General features: G+C 71.6%; 15 protein-coding genes. 2 read left to right on the top strand and 13 right to left on the bottom strand.

Annotated elements, in window-relative coordinates:
• Positions 1-6: 6 nt before the first annotated feature.
• The 10 genes from cimA to AB0F38_RS06985 form a co-directional block, all read right to left on the bottom strand.
• Complete coding sequence (gene cimA / locus AB0F38_RS07030; RefSeq protein ID WP_361887817.1) at positions 7-1,614, bottom strand: citramalate synthase; 1,608 nt, start codon at positions 1,612-1,614, stop codon at positions 7-9.
• A gap of 367 nt (positions 1,615-1,981) precedes the next feature.
• Positions 1,982-3,085, bottom strand: a complete 1,104-nt coding sequence (locus AB0F38_RS07025) for a branched-chain amino acid aminotransferase (protein WP_361887814.1) — start codon at positions 3,083-3,085, stop codon at positions 1,982-1,984.
• A gap of 270 nt (positions 3,086-3,355) precedes the next feature.
• Positions 3,356-4,399, bottom strand: a complete 1,044-nt coding sequence (locus tag AB0F38_RS07020) for a 3-isopropylmalate dehydrogenase (protein WP_361887812.1) — start codon at positions 4,397-4,399, stop codon at positions 3,356-3,358.
• Positions 4,400-4,542: 143 nt separating this feature from the next.
• Positions 4,543-4,671 (bottom strand): hypothetical protein, encoded by a 129-nt coding sequence (locus AB0F38_RS07015; RefSeq protein WP_361887809.1) that lies wholly within the window; start codon positions 4,669-4,671, stop codon positions 4,543-4,545.
• A 388-nt stretch (positions 4,672-5,059) separates the two neighbouring features.
• Positions 5,060-7,852 carry a hypothetical protein gene (locus AB0F38_RS07010; protein ID WP_361887806.1) on the bottom strand — a complete coding sequence of 931 codons (2,793 nt, stop codon included), beginning with the start codon at positions 7,850-7,852 and terminating at the stop codon, positions 5,060-5,062.
• A complete protein-coding gene (locus AB0F38_RS07005; protein ID WP_361887803.1) occupies positions 7,849-8,961 on the bottom strand; it encodes an AAA family ATPase in 1,113 nt (370 codons plus the stop codon). The genes AB0F38_RS07010 and AB0F38_RS07005 overlap by 4 nt, the downstream gene beginning before the upstream one ends.
• Positions 8,962-8,973: 12 nt before the next feature.
• Positions 8,974-10,437 carry a VWA domain-containing protein gene (locus AB0F38_RS07000; RefSeq protein WP_361887800.1) on the bottom strand — a complete coding sequence of 488 codons (1,464 nt, stop codon included), beginning with the start codon at positions 10,435-10,437 and terminating at the stop codon, positions 8,974-8,976.
• Positions 10,434-11,855, bottom strand: coding sequence for a hypothetical protein (locus AB0F38_RS06995; protein WP_361887798.1), 1,422 nt, complete (start codon positions 11,853-11,855; stop codon positions 10,434-10,436). Before AB0F38_RS06995 ends, AB0F38_RS07000 begins: the two co-directional genes overlap by 4 nt.
• Positions 11,825-12,328 (bottom strand): hypothetical protein, encoded by a 504-nt coding sequence (locus AB0F38_RS06990; RefSeq protein ID WP_361887795.1) that lies wholly within the window; start codon positions 12,326-12,328, stop codon positions 11,825-11,827. Before AB0F38_RS06990 ends, AB0F38_RS06995 begins: the two co-directional genes overlap by 31 nt.
• Before the next feature lie 103 nt (positions 12,329-12,431).
• Positions 12,432-13,031 carry a TetR/AcrR family transcriptional regulator gene (locus AB0F38_RS06985; protein ID WP_361887792.1) on the bottom strand — a complete coding sequence of 200 codons (600 nt, stop codon included), beginning with the start codon at positions 13,029-13,031 and terminating at the stop codon, positions 12,432-12,434.
• A gap of 144 nt (positions 13,032-13,175) precedes the next feature.
• Between AB0F38_RS06985 and AB0F38_RS06980 the strand changes: the two genes are divergently transcribed.
• Complete coding sequence (locus tag AB0F38_RS06980; protein ID WP_361887789.1) at positions 13,176-15,467, top strand: glycoside hydrolase family 3 N-terminal domain-containing protein; 2,292 nt, start codon at positions 13,176-13,178, stop codon at positions 15,465-15,467.
• Positions 15,468-15,616: 149 nt separating this feature from the next.
• Here AB0F38_RS06980 and pruA read toward each other — a convergent pair whose 3' ends face one another.
• Positions 15,617-17,248, bottom strand: a complete 1,632-nt coding sequence (gene pruA, locus AB0F38_RS06975; protein ID WP_361887786.1) for an L-glutamate gamma-semialdehyde dehydrogenase — start codon at positions 17,246-17,248, stop codon at positions 15,617-15,619.
• Positions 17,249-17,317: 69 nt separating this feature from the next.
• Positions 17,318-18,244 carry a proline dehydrogenase family protein gene (locus AB0F38_RS06970; protein WP_361887783.1) on the bottom strand — a complete coding sequence of 309 codons (927 nt, stop codon included), beginning with the start codon at positions 18,242-18,244 and terminating at the stop codon, positions 17,318-17,320.
• A 188-nt stretch (positions 18,245-18,432) separates the two neighbouring features.
• Here AB0F38_RS06970 and AB0F38_RS06965 point away from each other — a divergent pair, with 188 nt between their 5' ends.
• The gene (locus tag AB0F38_RS06965) at positions 18,433-19,578 is read left to right on the top strand and encodes a helix-turn-helix domain-containing protein (protein ID WP_361887780.1); all 1,146 of its coding nucleotides are present in this window, start codon (positions 18,433-18,435) and stop codon (positions 19,576-19,578) included.
• Positions 19,579-19,703: 125 nt separating this feature from the next.
• Here the strand turns inward: AB0F38_RS06965 and serA are convergent, their stop codons facing one another.
• Positions 19,704-21,296 carry a phosphoglycerate dehydrogenase gene (gene serA / locus AB0F38_RS06960; protein ID WP_361887777.1) on the bottom strand — a complete coding sequence of 531 codons (1,593 nt, stop codon included), beginning with the start codon at positions 21,294-21,296 and terminating at the stop codon, positions 19,704-19,706.
• Positions 21,297-21,567 lie beyond the last annotated feature (271 nt).

The following is a 21,567-nucleotide window of genomic DNA, read 5'->3' as shown; positions in this document are numbered from 1 at the left end:
CGCCCGTCAGTCGGTGGGCTCGATGCCGGCCCGCAGCAGGCCGTAGGTGTACGCGTCCTCCAGGGCCTGCCAGGACGCGGCGATGACGTTCTCGGCCACGCCGACCGTCGCCCAGTCACCGGATCCGTCGCCCGTGGTGATCAGTACCCGGGTGGTGGATTCGGTGCCGGTGCGGCCCTCCAGGATGCGCACCTTGTAGTCGATCAGCTCCAGCTTGGCCAGCTGCGGGTAGATCCGCTCCAGGCCGACGCGCAGTGCCCGGTCGAGGGCGTTGACGGGGCCGTTGCCCTCGGCCGTGGCGACGATCCGCTCGCCCTTGGCCCAGAGCTTCACGGTCGCCTCGTTGGCGTGGGTGCCGTCGGGCCGGTCCTCGACGATGGCCCGCCAGGACTCGACACGGAAGTAGCGACGGGGCCTGCCTTCGACCTCCGCGCGCAGCAGCAGCTCGAAGGAGGCGTCGGCCGCCTCGTAGGTGTAGCCCTTGAGCTCGCGCTCCTTGACCCGCTCGACGACCCGTCCGACGAGCTCCCGGTCGTCGCCCAGGTCGATCCCGAGCTCCTTGCCCTTGAGCTCGATGGAGGCGCGGCCGGCCATGTCGGAGACGAGCATCCGCATGGTGTTGCCGACGAGCTCCGGGTCGATGTGCTGGTACAGGTCCGGGTCGACCTTGATCGCGGAGGCGTGCAGTCCGGCCTTGTGGGCGAAGGCGGAGACACCCACGTAGGGCTGGTGGGTGGAGGGCGTGAGGTTGACGACCTCCGCGATGGCGTGCGAGATGCGGGTCATGTCCGCGAGCGCGCCCGCGGGCAGGACGGTCCTGCCGTACTTGAGCTCCAGCGCGGCGACGACGGGGAAGAGGTTGGCGTTGCCGACCCGCTCGCCGTATCCGTTGGCGGTGCACTGCACATGGGTGGCGCCGGCGTCCACGGCGGCCAGGGTGTTGGCGACGGCGCAGCCGGTGTCGTCCTGGGCGTGGATGCCGAGCCGGGCACCGGTGTCGGCGAGGACGGTGGAGACGACCGCCTGGACCTGGGCGGGGAGCATGCCGCCGTTGGTGTCGCAGAGGATGACCACCTCGGCACCGGCCTCCGAGGCACTGCGCACGACCGCCTTGGCGTAGTCCGGGTTGGCGCGGTAGCCGTCGAAGAAGTGCTCGCAGTCGACGAAGACCCGGCGGCCCTGTTCGCGGAGGTGGGAGACGGTGTCGCGCACCATCTCCAGGTTCTCCTCCAGGGTGGTGCGCAGGGCCAGCTCCACATGGCGGTCGTGGGATTTGGCGACCAGCGTGATCACCGGGGCGCCCGACGCGAGGAGCGCCTGCACCTGGGGGTCCTCGGCTGCCCTGCCGCCCGCCCTGCGGGTGGCGCCGAACGCGACGAGCTGGGCGTGCTCGAAGGAGATCTCCTGCTGGGCGCGGGCGAAGAACTCGGTGTCGCGGGGATTGGCCCCCGGCCAGCCGCCCTCGATGAAGCCCACACCGAAGTCGTCCAGATGCCGGGCGATGGTCAGCTTGTCCGCGACCGTCAGGTTGATGCCTTCACGCTGCGCACCGTCGCGCAGGGTGGTGTCGAAGACATGAAAGCTGTCGTCGGGGGCCGTGGCCTTGGTGGTCATGCTGTCTGACTCCTGTCGGTGAGCGGATCCGGACGAATCGGCTCCACTTGCCCCCATCATCTCGCGTGCCTCGCCCCGGCCGTGGTGAGGGCCGGAAAACGAAAAAACCCCTCGCGGGTGCGAGAGGTCTGCGCGCGGGTCTGGGGCACGATGGCCGTGCCGTACGTGGTGATACGGACGGTCACTGCGGACCGGCGCGCCTGCTGCCGATAATCATGGCGAACGAGGACACACAGGCAGTGTGGCACAGCCCCGCGCCTCCGCTCCGCCCCGTCTCAGGATGCGGGCGTCACGTCCGCCGCACAGGCAGCGCGCGGCAGGGGCCACCCCCGCCCTGTGCCGGGCGCGGCCCCTTGCGCGTACCGGACTAGCCGAGCCGGTGCATCCAGCCGTGGGTGTCCTCGGCGATGCCGCGCTGGATGTCCAGCAGCCGCTCGCGCAGCTTGAGCGTGACCTCGCCGGGCGTGCCGTCGCCCTGGGTCCACTCGCCGTCCGCGGACTTCACCGTGCCGACGGGCGTGATGACCGCGGCGGTCCCGCAGGCGAAGACCTCGGTGAGGGTGCCGTTCGCGCTGTCTTCCCGCCACTGGCCGATGGAGACGCGGGCCTCCTCGGAGGTGTAGCCGAGGTCCCGGGCGACGGTGAGCAGGGAGTCACGGGTGACACCGGCGAGCAGCGAGCCGGTGAGGGAGGGGGTGACGATCCGCTTGCCGCCGTCCTCCTGCTCGTACACGAAGTAGAGGTTCATGCCGCCCAGTTCCTCGACCCATGTGTGCTCGACGGCGTCGAGGTAGGCGACCTGGTCGCAGCCCTTCGCGGCGGCCTCGGCCTGGGCGAGGAGGGAGGCGGCGTAGTTGCCGCCGGTCTTGGCGTCACCCATGCCGCCGGGGACGGCTCGGACCCGGTCCTGGGAGAGCCAGATCGAGACCGGCTTCACACCGCCGGGGAAGTAGGCGCCGGCCGGGGACGCGATGACGAGGAAGAGGTAGGAGTTGGCGGGCTTCACGCCCAGGCCGACCTCGGAGGCGATCATGAACGGGCGCAGGTAGAGGGACTCCTCGCCGCCGTGCGCCGGAACCCACGCCTTGTCCTGCTGGACGAGGGCGTCGCAGGCCTCGATGAACGTCTCGGCCGGGAGCTGGGGCATGGCGAGCCGGGCGGCGGACCGCTGGAAGCGCGCGGCGTTGGCCTCGGGGCGGAACGTGGCGACCGTCCCGTCACTCTGGCGGTAGGCCTTGAGACCCTCGAAGATCTCCTGCGCGTAGTGCAGGGTCATGTTGGCGGGGTCCATCGACAGCGGTCCGTACGGGACGAGCTGGGCGTCGTGCCAGCCGCGGCCCTCGGTCCAGCTGATCGTCACCATGTGGTCGGTGAAGTGCCGGCCGAATCCGGGGCTGGCCAGGATCGCCTCGCGCTCCGCGGCGGACAGCGGGTTCGAGGAGGGCTTGAGCTCGATCGTGGGCGTCGTCATGAGTGCGTGTCCTTCACCGGTCTTGTGTGTGATGGACCGCGCTCACGCCCGCTCCCGTCCCGCACGTTACGGGCAGGTCGTAGGACGTCCGGGCTCTCCCGCAAGCCACGGCCCCGCGTTCGATTATCGCTCGCGGGCGGCTGTGCACGAAATGACGTGTTTGCGGTGACGTGAAATGCGGTCCGGGGTCGATGGTGGCACCCGGAGACCGCAAGATGAAGCCGCCGGGTGCGGATGCGACCCGGCGGCTTCGAAAGCAAAGGCGTCGGGTCAGCTCGCTACGCGTACCGCGAGCGCGTCGCCGATCTCGTCGGTGGTGCGCGCGGCCTTGCCCTCGCGCTCCGCGAGGTCGGCGGAGACGGCCTCCTCGATGCGCACGGCCTCGGCCTCGTGGCCGAGGTGGCGCAGCAGGAGGGCGACGGAGAGGATCGTGGCGGTCGGGTCGGCCTTGCCCTGGCCCGCGATGTCGGGGGCGGTGCCGTGGACCGGCTCGAACATGGACGGGAAGGCGCCCGTCGGGTTGATGTTGCCGGACGCGGCCAGCCCGATGCCGCCGGTCACGGCCGCGGCGAGGTCGGTGAGGATGTCACCGAAGAGGTTGTCGGTGACGATGACGTCGAAGCGCTCCGGCTGGGTGACGAAGAAGATCGTCGCGGCGTCGACGTGCAGGTAGTCGGTGGTGACCTCGGGGTGCTCGGCCGCGACCTTGTCGAAGATGTTCTTCCACAGGTGACCGGCGTGCACGAGCACGTTGTTCTTGTGGACCAGCGTCAGCTTCTTGCGCGGGCGGGCGGCGGCACGCGCGAAGGCGTCGCGGACGACGCGCTCGACGCCGAAGGCCGTGTTGACGCTGACCTCGGTGGCGACCTCGTGCTCCGTACCGGTGCGCAGGGATCCGCCGTTGCCCGTGTACGGGCCCTCGGTGCCCTCGCGGACGACGACGAAGTCGATGTCCGGCCGGCCGGCCAGCGGCGTCGCGGTGTTCGGGAAGAGCTTCGACGGCCGCAGGTTGACGTAGTGGTCGAAGGCGAACCGCAGCTTGAGCAGCAGCCCGCGCTCCAGTACGCCGGACGGCACGGACGGGTCACCGATGGCGCCGAGCAGAATGGCGTCATGACCCTTGAGGGCCTCCAGCTCCGCGTCCGGGAGGGTTTCACCGGTGCGGTGCCAGCGCTGGGCGCCGAGGTCGTACTCCTTGGTCTCCAGCTTCACATCCTGCGGGAGAACAGCGTTGAGGACCTTGAGGCCCTGGGTGACGACCTCCTGGCCGATACCGTCGCCGGGGATCACTGCGAGATCGATGCTGCGAGACATACAGGCACCCTAGCCCTCTGTCCCACCCCATGACATCCGCTGTCCACCATCCGGACCGCCGGAACGCTCCGCACGAGTCGGGCGCGAGGGCCGCACAAGGGCTGGACCAGCACTCATCGGTGCCGCGGGGTGGGATCCGGGCGTCAGTGGCCGGTCGAACCGCCGTTGTCCCGGCGGTCGAGGGCCCGCTGCAGGGCGGCTGCGGCGTTCTTGCGCTCCGACTCGGTCGGGCGGGGGGTGTGACGGACGCGGCGAGCAGTGGTCTGGACCATGATCGACTCCTTGGGATCGCGTGGATATCGAGATCGGGACTTCGCGCGACGTGAGGCCGCGCAGCGTTAGGTCGGGATCGGGATTTCGAAGCGCCGGAAGGGGCGGGGAGCGGGTGCCGCAGGGATGGCCTGCTTCGGGGCACGTACTCGCGACCGCCAGTCGCTGGATCATGCGAGTCGTTCGGCTTCTACAAAGCTAGGACAGCTCGGGCCATCTGTCTCTACAGATACTCGGACTTCCTACTATCTGAGACGGCGACGCGAGCGCCCCGTGCTACGGAGCCGTGATGCTGACGCGCCCCGGTCCCGGAAAAAGGGGTACGGCGGACGCGTCCGCGCCCCCGGGGGAACGGTCCCCGGGGGGCGCGGACGCGGTGCGGCGGCGGTGTCAGGCGCCGGCCAGGAGCGCCTCCAGCGCCACCGCGGTATCCGGGTGGCGGCCTACGAGGGCCGCGCCCGACGGGCCGGGGGCTGCCGTCTGCCAGGCCCCGTCGCAGCCCAGCAGGTCCGCGACGGCGTCGCACGCGGCGGGATGGACGGCGAGCAGCGCGCAGCCGCCCTCCGCGGCCGGTGCCGCCGCGGCCGGCTCCGGCCGCGCCTGCCACGGCGGCACCCAGCCGTCCAGCGCGTCGAGCCGGCCGGGGAAGATCCGCCCGGCCTCGCGGATCAGCAGCGGAGCCAGCTCGGCGCCGTCCGCCCGCAGGGTGGTGATCAGGGTCGGCAGCCACGGCAGGAGCACCGGGTCCGGCAGCCGGGCGAACGCGTTCGACACGGCCTCCACGACGAGGTCGGTGAGCCCCGGCACCGGCTCCAGGGCGTGCACGAATCCGCTGAGGTAGCGCGGATACGCAGAGACCACCAAGGGGTTGCCGAGCAGCTCGTCGCACCTCGCCCGCAGGTCGGCGCGGCTCAGGTGTCCCAGGTGGACCTGAGCCGCCCACAGCAGCGCCGTCTTCGAGGGGTCCTTCGGGTGCGACTGTACGAGGGCCAGCTCCAGCTGGGTCCGGTCGCAGCCGAGCGACAGCGCCAGGCCCTCCATGCCGAACAGGAAGCCCAGCATCGCCGCCACCTGCCGGACGGTGGCGTCCTCGTCGGTGAACGCCGTGGGCAGCAGGGTGCAGTAGTGCGCGTACCCGGCCTTGGTGAAGGACTCGATCCACGGCGGCAGGACCGGCTCGCCGGTGCGGTAGTAGGCGAGCAGCCGCCGCACCCGGCGCAGCACCTCCGGTGCGCCGTCGACCGTGCGTTCGGCCGACAGCACCTCCAGGGCGCGGTTGCCCAGCTCGTCGGCGAGCCGGCGGCTGCGCAGGTACAGCGTCGCGTCCTCGACGGCTTCCAGGACGGTCGCCGCGGTCGCCCGCGGGCCGTACGCGGTGCGGCGCAGGCGCTGCTCCAGGACCTGCTCGATGCTGACGCCCTCGTAGCCGAGCTCGATGAGCGCACGCTGGTGGGTGCCCAGCGCGAGGTCCCACGACTCCTGGATGGGCCGCTCCCCCAGCTTCCGCTCGCCCATGACCGTGCGCGCCGCGCCCCCCGGCATCAGGTGGCGCAGCATCCACAGCACGTCGGAACACCGCTCCAGCTCCGGCCGGGAGGCGATGTCCAGCAGCGCCCGCTGCACCCCGCGCTGCTGGAGCTTGAGGTTCAGCGGGGCGAGCCGGTCGTGGACGTCGCGGGCCAGGGGCGGCAGCGCGTCGTAGCCGACCTGGCCGACCCGGTCGCCGCCCATCATGATCTCCACGAGGCGGCGCACGTCGCGCCGGCCGGGCACGGTGTCCTTCTCGATGCAGGTGACGGCCGCGTCCTGGAAGTCGTACGGCGTGGGCCTGGCCCGGTCGCGCATCCCGGCCAGCAGGATCGACGTCTCGAACACCGCGATGGCGTCGGCGGTGGAGGCGAGGTAGCCGTTACGGCGGGCGGCGCGCACGATCTCCACGGACCAGCCGAGCAGTTCGGCCTCGTCCAGCCGGTCCAGGACGGGCGGCCGCCGCAGGAAGCCGGTGAGCTTGTCCGAGGGCGGGAGGTCCGGCACGGGAGCCGCCGCGGCCGCGGTCTTCGTGGGCCTCGGCTTCTTCGCACCGGCCTGTCCCGCGAGGACGAACGGCTTCACGCGGGTGCGCCGGAGGTTCTTCGCCCAGAGGGTCGCGGCGATCGACACCGAACCGGAGGCGAGGCCGAACTGTGCCTCGATCGCCGCGTGGCTGGACGGGATCAGGCCGTGCAGCCACGTGGTGGCGCTGCGCGGGGTGATCTCGAAGGTGTCGCTGCCCCCGACGCCGAACTCCTCGACACGGCTGGCCGCGTGGAAGGCACCGCAGACGTAGAGACAGTCCTCGGGACCGGTGCCGGTCGCGGCCAGGTGGGCGCGCATCCTGGTCCACATGTAGCGCTCGCGGTCCTCGTCCACGCGCACCCGGTGGGAGTCGCCGGGGGCGAGGCGCCGGAAGAGGCTGCCGATCAGGAGCATGACCTGTCGGTAGGTGTCGTGGTCGCTGTCGCCGAGCGGCAGCTCCACGTACTGGTGCCACCATTCCGACCAGTGCCGGACCTTGCCGTGGCGCAGCAGGTGCTCCTCCAGCTCGGCGAAGCGCGGGCGCAGGTCGCCGATCTCCACGCCGACCGCGTCACCGTGGAGCGCGGCTTCCTCCTCGGGGGGCGGTGCGTCCGGGTCGGCGGCCGGTGGGTCACCGTGCCCCCCGCGCGCGTCCCACTGGAAGACGTGGTCCGAGGAGCGGTCGACGAGGACCAGCTCCACGCCCGGGGTGTCCAGGGCGTAGGCGATCGCCTGGTACTCGGCGGAGGCCTCGGTGATCGGTGCGACCACGGACAGCGGGGACCACTCGGCCGGGAAGCCGTCGACCTCGGAGGCGAACGACTGGACCGCCACCGGGAGCCGGCAGTTGCGCAGCTCGGTGAGCAGCGGGGCCATGTCCTCGCACAGCTCCAGGTAGACGACCTTCGGCTGCTTCTCCCGCAGCCGGCGCGCCATCGCGATCGCCGAGGCGGGCGAGTGGTGGCAGACGGGGAAGATCTCCAGCGGCTCGCGCACCGCGCGGTCGACGTCGTCGACGAGGCCGAGGAGGATGCCCTCCAGGGCGTCGGGCCCGTCGGCGAAGGTCGCGGCGGCCTCCTGGAGCTGCCCGCGCAGCTCTGTGAAGGTCCCCTCGGGTGCGCCGCTCATGACAGGGTGGCGATCGCGTCCCGGCCGCCCTCCAGGAACTCGGGCCAGGAGCCGCCCTCCTCCTTGCTGCGCGGCTCGACGACACCGTGCAGGTACTTGTTGAGGATGGCCAGGTCCTCGGGCTCGCGCCGGGCCAGCGACCCCACGAGCGAGGAGGCCAGCGTGCGGGCGGTCAGGGCGCGCTCCCCGAAGAAGTCGCTGTGCAGGATGGCGTCCTCCAGTACGCCGATCTGCTCGGCGGTGGACAGGGCGGACTCCAGCTTCTCGTCGTCACTGCCGGCCGAGGCCGCCGTGGCACGCAGGTCCGCGAAGCTCTGGAGCAGCACGTCGAGGAGGGTCGGCGGTACGTCCAGCTCGATCCGGTGGCGGCGCAGCAGCTCCTCGGTGCGGAAACGGACGATGTCCGTCTCGCTCCTCCTGTTCGTCACCACCGGGATGCGGACGAAGTTGAAGCGGCGTTTGAGCGCCGAGGACAGGTCGTTGACACCCCGGTCACGGCTGTTGGCGGTGGCGATGACCGAGAAGCCGGGCTTGGCGAAGACGATGCCGTCGCTGTCCAGTTCGGGGACCGAGATGTACTTCTCGGACAGGATCGAGATCAGCGCGTCCTGGACGTCACTGGTGGATCGGGTGAGCTCCTCGAACCGGCCGATCGCGCCCGTCTCCATCGCGGTCATGATCGGCGAGGGGATCATCGACTCCCGGGACTGCCCCTTGGCGATGACCATGGACACGTTCCACGAGTACTTGATGTGGTCCTCGGTGGTGCCGGCCGTGCCCTGTACCACCAGCGTGGAGTTGCGGCTGATCGCGGCGGACAGCAGCTCGGCCAGCCAGCTCTTCCCGGTGCCGGGGTCGCCGATGAGCAGCAGGCCGCGGTCGGAGGCCAGCGTGACGATGGAACGCTCGACGAAGCTGCGGTCGCCGTACCACTTCTGCGCTATCTCCCGGTCGAGGCCGTCCGAGCGCTCGGAGCCCAGGATGAACAGGCGGACCATCTTCGGGGAGAGGCGCCACGAGAAGGGCTTGGGGTTGTCGTCGACGGACTCCAGCCAGTCCAGCTCCTCGGCGTACTTGATCTCGGCGGGGGCGCGCAACAGGTCGGACATGTGAGGGCCTTTCTAGGCGAGGAACGTCTTGAGTTCGTGGACGAGCTTGCGGATGTGGCCGGAGAGCACCGGCGTGCCGAGATCCTTGAAACGCTCCCGGAACCACGGGTTGACGACACCGCGGCCGGAGCTGGTCACCGAGCCGACCGGGATGAACTTGGCGCCCGAGCGGTGGATGGCCGCCATGCTTTCGAACAGCGGCTCGGTCCGCCATTCGTAGAAGTCGGAGATCCACACGACGACGGTGCTGCGGGGCTCGGCGATCTTCGGCTGGGCCAGGGCCATGGCGACCGTGCCGTCGGTGCCGCCGCCGAGGTTGGTGCGCAACAGGGTCTCGAAGGGGTCGTGCACCCACGGGGTGAGGTCGAGCGCCTGGGTGTCGTACGCGATCAGGTGGACGTCCACCTTGGGGAGCCCGGCGAAGATCGAGGCCAGGATGGTGCAGTTGACCATCGAGTCGACCATCGAGCCCGACTGGTCCACGACGACGATCAGCCGCTGGGGTGTCGTCCTGCGGGCGGTGTGCCGGTAGTAGAGGCGGTCGACGTAGAGCCGCTCCTCCTCCGGGCTCCAGTTGGTGAGGTTCTTCCAGATCGTGCGGTCGATGTCGAGGTTGCGGAACACCCGCTTGGGCGGGACGGAGCGGTCCAGGGCTCCCACCGTGGACTTCTCCACCTGGGTGCGCAGCACTTCGGCGATCTCGTCGACGAAGCGGCGGATCAGCGCCTTGGCGTTGGCGAGGGCCACGCCGGAGAGGTTGTTCTTGTCGCGCAGCAGCTGTTCGATCAGCGACATGCTCGGGGTGAGCTGCGCGGCCAGGTCGGGGTCGGCCAGCACCTCCCGCAGGTGCATGCGCTTGACGAGGTCGGCCTCCAGCGCGCCCAGTTCGGGACCGATCGCCGGGATCAGCCGGCTGAGGCCGGGGGTCGTGCCGCGGCCTCCGGTGCCGGTCGGGCTGACCCCGGGGCCCGTGGCGCCCGGGCCGGTCCGGCCGCCGCGGAGCTGTCCGGGGGTGCAGCCGAGCGCGCGCTCCAGCCAGCCCGCGTCGGACTGCCAGCGCGCCAGCTGTCCGGCGGTGACCGTGCCGGAGCCGGAGGCGAAGACGTTGAGCAGCACCTTCGACGCCAGGGCCGCGCGCCGTACTTCGGCGGCCCGGTCACGGGAACCGCCCGCGGGGCCGGGACCGGAGGCGGGCACCATCAGACCGTCGAACTCGGTGGCCAGTTCAGGGTGGCGCTGCACGATGGAGTCGACGGAGGCCTGCGGGTCCAGCAGGGCGGAAGGCAGGCCGATGTCCTCGACGACGGCCAGGCTCGCGGATTCCAGGGTGGCCTGTTCCTCCGGGTCGAAGAGGCGGGCGAGGAGGCGCCAGTACAGGACCTGCCGGCGGTTGTCGTGAGTGCCGGGTCCGGGTCCCGGCGGTGCCGCGTTCCCGGGCGGGGGCACGGGCTGTGATCCGGTCGTGTGGTCCGTCATTTCCGCAGCAGCCTCCCGGCCCGCTCCCGTAGCACGGCCACGGCGTCGGTGGCGGCCTTCTCGGCCCTGACGCCCGCCTTGTCGGCCGTGCCTCCGGCCCATCCCCCGGCGTGGAGGGCGACCGCCTTCTTCCGTACGGTCCGCTCCACGGCCAGGGGCTGGAGGCGATACGTCCCGTCGTCCCAGCGGAGCAGTGCGATACACGCGCCCGAGGCCGCGACGGCCTCGGGGGTGAGCGGTCCCGCGGCCGGAATGCGGTCGGTGTCGACGGGGAGCGGATGACCGGCGACGGTGAACGTCAGCGCGCCGTTCTCGTCCGTCCCGGCGTCGTAGCCCTCCAGGAACACGGGGACGGCGATGCGCGCCGGGTGCCGGTCGAGGGGCACGGTCGCGGCGTCGGTGGCGGTGGGCAGGGCGACGCGGGCGGTGGCGAACGCGTCGGCGGGCTCGCCGCGGCGGGCGTGCCCGTCGCTCCAGACCAGGTCCCCGTCGGCGGTGACCGGCATGTCGGTGAGGTCCATCGAGCACCCGTCACCGGCGGCCGCCAGGAGCGACATGTGCGGGCGGAGCAGCTGCCAGAGCCCGGCTCCCACGACCGTGTCGGGCTTCGGCACGGACACGCCCGCTCGCACCAGGCGGGGCGCGGTCCCGTCCGCGGGCTCGAAGACCGCGTGGACCTGGGCCTGTACGGCGGTCGCGTGCTCCTGCAGGTCGGTGCCGAGGGGCAGGAGCCGGCCGGTGGCCGTACCCGACAGGGGTACGCCGGCCGCGCCGGGCAGGGTGAGCAGCATCCCGCGCGACCAGAGGTCCGCCCAGCGGCGCACCGGTACGCGTTCCAGCGAGGCGCCGGGGCAGGAGGCTGCCAGCTCCACGGCGAATCCGTCGAGGAGTGTCGCCAGGCGGCGCAGGGACGGGTCGGGGAGCAGGGCGGAGATGATCTGCGCCGAGCCGGAGACCACGTCGTGGTCGATGCCCTGCCATCCGGAGCGTGCCAGATCGGACAGCCAGGAGCGGGCGGCGAGGAGCAGGTTGGCCTCCGGCTGCCCGCCGGGCGGCGGGACGCTGTCCTCTCCGCGTGGCCGGCCGGTCGCCTCCCCGACACGGGTCGTCAGGGCGTCGTGGACGGAGCCGAGCAGTGCGGTCCGGGCGGCGGCGAGGGCGACGAAGTGGTCCTCGCCCGCCGCTCCGGCCTCGGCCTTCTCGGCCGCCTCGGCGACCCTGGCGGCCAGCGGGGTCCCCGCGACGGCGCGGGCGAGGCCGGCCGGACCGGCGGACCGGTCGGGCCGGGGACGCAACAGGCCCGCGACGAGGGCCTGGTCGAAGGCGTCGACGGCGGCCAGGGCCTCGTCCAGCCCGGTCACGGGTCCGGCCAGCAGATCGGCGCGCATCAGGCCACCGTCCTGCTCGGCGGGAACCACTGCATCTCGGGCAACGGTGCGGTGGTCGGGGCCAGTTCCAGATAGGCGAGGTGGCGCAGGAACCTGCTGAAGACGGGTGCGGCGGCCGTGGTGTCCCCCTGCGGTGGACGGGCGCTCGTCATGGCACCGGCGATGCCCTGCGCGCTCGGCTCCCCGTCCGCGCTCTCGACCCTCAGGTAGCGGGCGACGCGCTCGGCGCCGTACTGCAGCACCGCCTCGGTGATCAGGGCCCGGAGGTGATTGCAGAACGAACCCCTGGCGCCGCCGCAGGGCCGGTTGTTGTTGGTGCTGCACGCGAAGGCGTAGGTGCCGGTCACCACGGACGAGACGTAGACCCGCTCGATGTCGGAGCCGCTGGACACCACACCCTGCAACCGTCCGTCGGCCAGCTCGACGAACGGGACCTTGGCGAGCTTGCGCGGCCGTGCGGGCGACACCACCCGTACCGTGCTCGACCTCTCCCAATCTGACAACGCGTCATCTCCTGTACGCCGGGGGGGCGTCCTCACCACAGCGGCGGGACACCACTGAACCTAGTGGCGCCCACTGACAACGACGCGTGGCGGAGAGGGGCGTTCAGAGCCGCACGCTGAGCTGCGCCTGGATGTGGGCGCGCAGGAGGCCCGCCATGTCCGTGGCGCGGTCGGCGAGCAGCCACTGCACCTGGAGCCCGTCCATCAGGGCGATCAGCTGCCGGCCCGCCTCCTGCGGCTCGATGCCGTCCCGGAGCGCGCCCTCGTCGCGCGCCCGCAGGTAGGCGAGTTCGGCGCCCGAGACGGAATGGCGGTAGCGCCGCACGAAGTACGCGTGCGCCGGGTGATCCGCCGCGGTCGCTTCGGCGGAGACCACGGTGAACAGCTCGACGATGCCGCGCCGCGTGGCGTTCAGCGCGGCCAGCTCGGCGAACCTGCGCAGCCGGTCGACGCCCGACGTCCCGCCCGCCGCAAGCCATTCGCCGTCCACCTCGTCACGGTGTTCGAGCACCGCGAGCAGCAGGGACTCCTTGGTCGGGAAGTGGTGCAGCAGGCCGGGGTGCGACAGGCCGCACCGGGTCGCGATCACGCGCAGCGAGGCACCCCGGTAGCCGGCCTCGCCGAACAGGGACATGGCCTGGCCGAGGATCTCACGTCGCTTCGCACGGCCCTTCGCGTAGCCACGCTGCGCTTCGGCGGTCACGCGCCACTCCCCCGGTCCTGTCGGCTCTCGTCCGTCGTCGGTGACCAGATTCGCACAGGGGATCCGCTTCCCGCGAGAGATACTTACCAGGTGGTCGGTATCAACTCTAAGGTGGACCCGAACCGTGTCGCGAAAGGACCCGCCGTGGCCCCCTGCCTGCCCTATCTCGACCCCGCGCTGCCCGTCGCCGACCGAGTCGCGGACCTCCTCGGCCGTATGACCCTGGCCGAGAAGACCGGCCAGATGCTCCAGTTGAGCGCCACGGACGGGGTACGGCACCTCATCGAGGACCTGCACGTGGGTTCGATCCTGCACGCCTCTCCCGAGCGCGTCCTCGAGGCCGCGGCGCTCACCGGGCGGACACGCCTGCGCATCCCGCTGCTGGTCGCGGAGGACTGCATCCACGGGCACTCCTTCTGGGAGGGGGCGACGATCTACCCCACGCAGCTCGGCATGGCGGCCACCTGGGACCCGGGGCTCGTGGAGCGCGTCGCCAGGGCCACGGCCGTCGAGGTCGCCGCGACCGGTGTCCACTGGACGTTCTCGCCGGTCCTGTGCATCACCCGTGATCTGCGCTGGGGCCGGATCAGCGAGACGTTCGGCGAGGACCCCTTCCTGATCGGCGAGCTCGCCTCGGCGATGGTCCGCGGCTACCAGGGCGACGGTCTGTCCGACCCGACGGCGGTCCTGGCGTGCGCCAAGCACTTCGCGGGCTACTCCGAGACGCAGGGCGGCCGTGACGCGAGCGAGGCCGACATCTCGCGGCGCAAGCTGCGCTCCTGGTTCCTGCCCCCGTTCGAGCGGGTCGCCCGCGAGGGCTGCCGTACGTTCATGCTCGGATACCAGTCCATGGACGGTGTGCCCGTCACCGTGAACAACTGGCTGCTGAACGAGGTGCTGCGCGGCGAGTGGGGCTATACCGGCACCCTGGTCACGGACTGGGACAACGTCGGCCGGATGGTGTGGGAGCAGCGGATCTACGCCGACTACACACAGGCCGCCACCGCCGCGGTCCGCGCGGGCAACGACATGGTGATGACGACGCCGAAGTTCTTCGAGGGGGCGCAGCGGGCGGTCGAGTCGGGCACCCTCGACGAGGCGGAGATCGACGCGGCGGTCCGGCGCGTCCTGACGCTGAAGTTCGAGCTGGGCCTGTTCGAGAATCCGCGCCGTCCCGACGCCGCACGGCAGGCCGAGGTCATCGGCAGCGCCGAGCACGCCGTACTGAACCTGGAGGCCGCCCGCCGCTCGCTGGTCCTGCTCACCAACGACGGCACCCTGCCGCTGGCCGGTGGCTTCGAGGCGGGCGCGGACGGTCGCGCCCTCTCCGGCCCCGTCCCGACAGCCCGCACGGTCGCCGTCGTCGGGCCGAACGCCGACGACGCGCAGACCCAGCTCGGCGACTGGGCCGGTTCCTCGGGCCAGGCGGACTGGCTGCCGGACGGCCACCCGCGCGCCATGATCCGCACGGTGCTCGACGGCTTCCGCGCACATGCCCCGGCAGACTGGACCGTCTCGTACGCGCGGGGTGCCGGGATCCTCACCGTGGGGCCCGACCCGGAGGGGGAGTTCTTCCCCGACGGGCAGCCCCGCCCCGAGGTCGTCGTCCCGGCGGAGCCCGACGAGGCCCTGATCGCTGAGGCGGTCGCCGCGGCCGGGGCCGCGGACTACGTCGTCGCCGTCGTGGGCGACCGTATCGAGCTGGTCGGCGAGGGGCGCTCCACCGCGACCCTGGAACTCGTCGGTGACCAGGTCGCGTTGCTCGACGCGCTCGCCGCGACCGGCAAGCCGATGGTCGTCGTGGTCATCAGCTCCAAGCCGCTGGTCCTGCCGCCGTCCGCGCTCGGCGCCGCGGCGGTCGTGCACGCCTTCAACCCGGGCATGGAGGGCGGCCGTGCCGTGGCCGAGCTGCTGCTCGGGCTCGTCGAGCCGTCGGGCCGGCTGCCGGTCTCCTTCGCCCGGCACGCGGGGCAGCAGCCGACGTACTACAACCAGATCCGCGGCCAGCACGGCACCCGGTACGCCGACCTCACCCAGCGTCCGGCGTTCGTGTTCGGCGAGGGCCTGAGCTACACGACGGTCACGTACGGCGATCTGGAGGTGCTCACGGCGAGCGTCGGTGCGGCCGACACGGTGCGCGCACGCGTCACGGTCCACAACACCGGCGCCCGGCCCGTGCGGGAGACGGTGCAGGTGTACCTCAGCGACACGGTGACGTCCGTGACCTGGGCCGAGAAGGAGCTGAAGGCGTACCAGCAGGTGACGCTCGCCCCGGGGGAGGCACGCGAGGTCCTGGTGGAGCTGCCCGTCGAGGCGTGCACGCTCGTGGACGCCGAGGGCCGCCGTGTCGTCGAGCCGGGCGACTTCGAGCTGCTCGTCGGCCCGTCCTCGCGCGACGACGCCCTGCTGCGGGCGGGCTTCACCGTGAAGGGCTGAGACCGCGCGGGGCTCCGCCCGTGGCGTGCCGGACTCCCCGTCGCCCGCACCGCGTCACCCGGAGATGGAAACCGCCTCCCGGCCGGCAGGGGGGCCGGTCGGGAGGCGGAGTGCGGGGCGGGGCGCCGGTGTGCGGCGCCCCGGGGGCGTCAGCCCTGGTGGGGGTAGGTGTAGTCGGTCGGCGGGACCAGCGTCTCCTTGATGGCGCGGGTCAGCGTCCAGCGCTGCAGGTTCTGCGGGGCGCCGGCCTTGTCGTTGGTGCCCGAGGCACGGCCGCCGCCGAAGGGCTGCTGGCCGACGACGGCACCGGTCGACTTGTCGTTGATGTAGAAGTTGCCCGCGGCGTAGCGGAGCTTGTCCATCGTGTACGCCGCCGCCGCACGGTCGTTGGAGATGACCGCACCGGTCAGCGCGTAGTCGGAGACCGACTCCATCTGCTCCAGCATGGCGTCGTACTTCTCGTCCTCGTAGACGTGGACGGCGAGGATCGGGCCGAAGTACTCGGTGGTGAAGACCTCGTTGGCCGGGTCGTCGCACACGATGACGGTCGGGCGGACGAAGTAGCCGACGGAGTCGTCGTACGTACCGCCCGCGACGAGCGTGCAGGACGGGTCGGCCTGGGCGCGGTCGATCGCGGCCTTGTTCTTCGCGAACGAACGCGCGTCGATGACGGCGCCGATGAAGTGCGACAGCTCGGTGACGTCACCCATGGTGATGGAGTCGACCTCTGCCGCGAACTCCTCCTTGAAACCGGAGTTCCAGATGGAGGCGGGAACGTACGCCCGGGAGGAGGCGGAGCACTTCTGGCCCTGGTACTCAAACGAGCCACGGGTCAGCGCGGTCTTCAGGACGGCGCGGTCGGCACTCGGGTGCGCGACGACGAAGTCCTTGCCGCCGGTCTCACCGACGAGGCGCGGATAGGTGCGGTAGTTGGCGATGTTGTTGCCGACGGTCTTCCACAGGTGCTGGAAGGTGGGGGTCGAGCCGGTGAAGTGGATGCCGGCCAGGTCGCGGTGGTTCAGCGCCACCTCGGAGACGGCCTTGCCGTCGCCCGTGACCAGGTTGATGACGCCCTTGGGCAGACCGGCCTCTTCCAGGAGCCGCATCAGCAGCACGGCGGCGTGGGTCTGCGTCGGGGAGGGCTTCCACACGACGACGTTGCCCATGAGGGCGGGCGCGGTGGGCAGGTTGCCCGCGATGGCGGTGAAGTTGAAGGGCGTGATCGCGTAGACGAAGCCCTCGAGCGGGCGGTGGTCCATGCGGTTCCACACGCCGGGGGAGTTCGCCGGGGGCTGCTCGGCGAGGATCTGGCGCGCGTAGTGCACGTTGAAGCGCCAGAAGTCGACGAGCTCGCAGGGACAGTCGATCTCGGCCTGCTGGGCGGTCTTCGACTGGCCGAGCATCGTGGACGCGGCCAGCGTCTCGCGCCAGGGGCCGGACAGCAGCTCGGCGGCACGCAGGATGATCGCGGCGCGGTCGTCGAAGGACATCGCGCGCCAGGCCGGGGCGGCGGCGAGGGCGGCGTCGATCGCGTCCTGCGCGTCCTGCTCCGTGGCACCGGCGAACGTGCCGATGACGGCCTTGTGGTTGTGCGGCTGTACGACGTCGAAGCGCTCGCCGCCACCCATCCGCTTCTCGCCGCCGATGGTCATCGGCAGGTCGATCGGGTTCTCGGCGAGCTCCTTGAGCTTCACCTCCAGGCGGGCCCGCTCGGGGGAACCCGGGGCGTAGGAGTGGACCGGCTCGTTGACCGGCGCGGGGACCTGGGTCACAGCGTCCATGAGTGCCTTGTCTCCTTGGTTGGGGTGGGTGGTCGGCCGGGCAGGTCAGCCAATGGTTCAGCTCTTGGTTCAGCCCTTGGTGAGGATGGAGCGGGCGAAGAACAGCAGGTTGGCCGGCTTCTCCGCGAGGCGGCGCATGAAGTAGCCGTACCAGTCGGTGCCGTACGCCGTGTAGACGCGCATCCGGTGGCCCTCGGCCGCGAGCCGGATCTGCTCGTCGCTGCGGATGCCGTACAGCATCTGGAACTCGTACTCGTCCAGTTTGCGCCCGGCTTGACGGGCGAGCTCCTGGCCGATGGCGATGAGGCGCGGGTCGTGGGAGCCGATCATCGGGTAGCCCTCGCCCAGCATCAGGATCCTCAGGATCCGGACGAACGCCTTGTCGATCTCGGGCTTCCGCTGGTACGCGACGGAGGCGGGCTCCTTGTACGCGCCCTTCACCAGGCGGACCCGGCTCCCGGCGGCGGCGAGGCGGCGGGCGTCGTCCTCGGTACGGAACAGGTAGGCCTGGATCACGCAGCCCGTCTGCGGGAAGTCCTTCCGCAGCTCCTCGTGGATGGCGAACATCGAGTCGAGGGTGGTGTGGTCCTCGGCGTCCAGCGTGACCGTGGTGCCGATCGCGGCGGCGGCCTCGACGACCGGGCGGATGTTGGCGAGCGCCAGCTCGTGGCCGTCGTCGAGGGACTGGCCGAACATCGACAGCTTCACGGACATCTCGGCACCGGTGCCGAGGCCGAGGTCCTCCAGGCGGCCGATCAGCTCCAGGTAGGCGTCACGGGCGGCGGCGGCCTGCTCGCGGGTGGTGATGTCCTCGCCCACGACGTCCAGGGTGACCTCGAGGCCCTGGTCGGCCGCGTCCTGGACGACCTGGATGACCTGGTCGGCCGTCTCACCGGCGATGAACCGGTCGACGACCTGCTTGGTGCCCGGGGCGGCCGAGACGAAACGACGCATCGTGTCGCTGCGGGACGCGGCGAGAATCACGGGACCCAGCACGGGGCACCTCCACGGAAGGACGGAAAGTACGAACGACGGCCGTATCGGTACGCATATGAACAGACCGGGACGGCGCGGAGAACCACCGTGAAATCTAAGGATCCATCCGATCCTGTGCCATCGACACCTGTCACGCATCTGTGGCCGCCACCTCAGACATATGTCTGAAGGGGTGCGAGAATGGCCGGGTGAAGGGCGATTACCAGGAGCTGGTCGACGAGATCTCCGCGCTGCTCGGCGCCCCGGCCACCCTGGAGGACCGGGATTTCCGCCTGGTCGCCTTCGGGGCGCACGACAGCGACGACGACAGCGCCATGGACCCCGTGCGTACGCGCTCCATCCTCACCCGGCGCTCCACGCCGGCCGTCCGGGCCTGGTTCGAGGACTTCGGCATCACCCGCGCCACCGGCCCGGTCCGCATCCCGGCCGCCCCTGAGGCGGGGGTGTTCCGCGGCCGGATCTGCCTCCCGGTACGCCATCGGGGTGTCGTCCTGGGGTACGTGTGGCTGCTCGACGCCGACCCGGCACCCACCGACGGACAGCTGGCGGCTGCGATGGAGGTCGCGGCCCGGATCGGGGCGCTCCTCTCCGACGAGGCGCGGGCCGGTTCGGATCTGTCCCGGGAGTTCGGCGCGGTACTCGCCGCCGGGCGGGGCTGGCAGCACGACATGGCCGTGGCCGCCCTGAGCGAGGCCCTCGGCCCGGACGCGGGCGGGCTGCACACGGTGGTGTGCGTGACGCCGTGGCCGGAGGAGACCCCGACGGTGCGGACGGTGCCGTCGACGGCGGCCCTCGCCACGGTGACGGGGGCGGGTGCGGGGGGGCCGTCGCTGGCCGCCCTCGTCCGGCTGCGCTCCCCCGACGCCCTGGACCCGGCGACGACGGCCGCGGACCGGCTGCGCGCGGCCGCGGGGCCCGCCGCCACCGCCGGGATCGCGGTCGCCCGCCGGGGTCTGACGGAGCTGGCCGACTCCTGGCACGAGGCCCGGTCCGCGGCCCGCGCCGCCGCCGCCGAATCCCGTTTCGGCCCGGTCGCCGGCTGGCCCGCCATCGGCCCGTACCGGCTGCTGGCCTCGCTGCCCCGGCACCCCGGCACCGCCCCGGACGACGCCGTCCGCACCCTGCTGGCCCCGGCACACACGGAACTGGCGCGCACCGCCGAGGTGTTCCTCGACTGCGCGGGCCAGGCCGGCCGGGCGGCGGCCGAGCTGGGCATCCACCGCCAGACGCTCTACTACCGGCTGACCCGGGTCCAGCAGCTGACCGGACTCGACCTGAGCGACGGCAAGGACAGGCTGCTGCTGCACATGGCCCTCAAGTCGGCCCGGCTGTAAGGCTCCGCGCGCCCGGCCCGCCCGGCTGCGAGGCGGCCGGGGCCGCCGCCCGTCCCCGGACAGCGGAGCACCCGGCAGGCGGACGTGTGTCTGCCTGCCGGGTGCGGTTGCCGCGTGGCGCTGGATCAGTCGGTGAGATTGACCGAACGGGCCGAAGCGGCACCGATCTCCTCGGCGATCTCGGTCAGGACCGACTGCGGGATGGTGTCGTCGACGGTGAGGACGACGAGCGCCTCGCCGCCCGCGTCCTGCCGGGAGACCTGCATGCCCGCGATGTTCAGGCCGGCCTCGCCGAGGATCTTGCCGACGGCGCCGACGACGCCCGGACGGTCCTCGTACCGCAGGACGACCATGTGGTCGGCGAGCGCCAGGTCCACGTCGTGCTCGCCGATGCCGACGATCTTCTGGAGGTGCTTGGGGCCGGCCAGCGTGCCGGAGACCGCGACCTCCTCGCCGTTGGACAGCGTGCCGCGGACGGTCACCACGTTGCGGTGGTCCGGCGACTCGGAGCTGGTGGTGAGGCGGACCTCGACACCTCGCTCCTGTGCGAACAGCGGGGCGTTGACGTACGACACCGTCTCGTCGACGACGTCCTCGAAGACGCCCTTGAGCGCCGAGAGTTCGAGCACCTTCACGTCGTGCTGGGTGATCTCGCCGTAGACCTCGACGTCGAGGCGGGCCGCGACCTCACCCGCCAGCGCGGTGAAGATCCGGCCGAGCTTCTCGGCGAGCGGCAGCCCCGGACGTACGTCCTCGGCGATGACGCCGCCCTGGACGTTGACCGCGTCGGGCACGAGCTCACCGGCGAGGGCGAGGCGGACGGACCGGGCGACCGCGATGCCCGCCTTCTCCTGCGCCTCGTCGGTGGAGGCACCGAGGTGCGGGGTGCAGACGACCTGGTCGAACTCGAACAGCGGGGAGTCCGTGCAGGGCTCCTTCGTGTACACGTCCAGACCGGCTCCGGCGACGCGGCCCTCCTTGAGGGCGGAGGCGAGCGCCTCCTCGTCGACGATGCCGCCGCGCGCGGCGTTCACGATCCGCACCGAGGGCTTCACCTTGTGCAGCGCCTCGTCGCCGATCAGGCCCAGCGTCTCGGGGGTCTTGGGGAGGTGCACCGTGATGAAGTCGGAGACCTCGAGCAGCTCGTCCAGCGTGAGGAGCTTGACGCCCATCTGCGCGGCGCGCGCGGGCTGCACGTAGGGGTCGTACGCGACGATCTTCATGCCGAAGGCCGACATGCGCTGGGCGACCAGCACGCCGATGCGCCCGAGGCCGACGACGCCGAGGGTCTTCTCGCTGAGCTCCACACCCGTGTACTTGGAACGCTTCCACTCGCCGTTCTTCAGGGCGGTGTTGGCCTGCGGGATGTTGCGCGCGGTGGCGACGAGCAGGCCGCAGGCGAGCTCGGCGGCGGTGACGATGTTGGACGTCGGCGCGTTGACGACCATCACGCCGGCCTTGGTGGCCGAGGAGACGTCCACGTTGTCCAGACCGACGCCGGCCCGGGCGACGACCCTGAGCTTCTTCGCGGCGGCGATGGCCTCGGCGTCGACCTTGGTGGCGGAGCGCACCAGGATGGCGTCGACATCGACGATCGCGGGGAGGAGTTCGGCGCGGTCCGCGCCGTTGCAGTGCCGGATCTCGAAATCCGGACCCAGAGCGTCGACCGTGGCGGGCGACAGCTCTTCAGCGATGAGTACGACAGGTTTCGAGCTCACGTGTGTCCTCACAAGTCCAGTGCGGACGGCCGTCCCGACGGCCGCAGGCGGTGGAGGGGCTAGCCGCGTGGAGACGCACGACACTGTGGGCCCTGACGCGTATGTGTTGAGCAGTGTAGTCATGCGACCGGACGCATTCCGCGCTCCGGTGGAAGGATCACCCGCAAGGGGCGGACGGCGTGTACCGACGTACGGTGCCGTTCCTGCCACCGCCTCTCCCCGCAGTGACACGGGGTGAGGCCGGCCCGGAGGCGGGTCCGTGCGGACCCGC

The sequence above is a fragment of the Streptomyces sp. NPDC025273 genome (assembly GCF_040638585.1).
GTDB lineage: Bacteria > Actinomycetota > Actinomycetes > Streptomycetales > Streptomycetaceae > Streptomyces > Streptomyces cinereorectus.
Note: the sequence above shows the minus strand (reverse complement) of the source record. Positions and strands in the feature narration are given on the sequence as shown.

Bases quoted from the DNA above. Each gene is read 5' to 3' on its own strand.
- AB0F38_RS07025 (WP_361887814.1), bottom strand. From the start codon at position 3,085: ATGACGACGCCCACGATCGAGCTCAAGCCCTCCTCGAACCCGCTGTCC.
- cimA (WP_361887817.1), bottom strand. From the start codon at position 1,614: ATGACCACCAAGGCCACGGCCCCCGACGACAGCTTTCATGTCTTCGAC.
- pruA (WP_361887786.1), bottom strand. From the start codon at position 17,248: ATGGACGCTGTGACCCAGGTCCCCGCGCCGGTCAACGAGCCGGTCCAC.
- AB0F38_RS07020 (WP_361887812.1), bottom strand. From the start codon at position 4,399: ATGTCTCGCAGCATCGATCTCGCAGTGATCCCCGGCGACGGTATCGGC.
- AB0F38_RS07000 (WP_361887800.1), bottom strand. From the start codon at position 10,437: ATGACGGACCACACGACCGGATCACAGCCCGTGCCCCCGCCCGGGAAC.
- AB0F38_RS07015 (WP_361887809.1), bottom strand. From the start codon at position 4,671: ATGGTCCAGACCACTGCTCGCCGCGTCCGTCACACCCCCCGCCCGACC.
- AB0F38_RS07010 (WP_361887806.1), bottom strand. From the start codon at position 7,852: ATGAGCGGCGCACCCGAGGGGACCTTCACAGAGCTGCGCGGGCAGCTC.
- AB0F38_RS07005 (WP_361887803.1), bottom strand. From the start codon at position 8,961: ATGTCCGACCTGTTGCGCGCCCCCGCCGAGATCAAGTACGCCGAGGAG.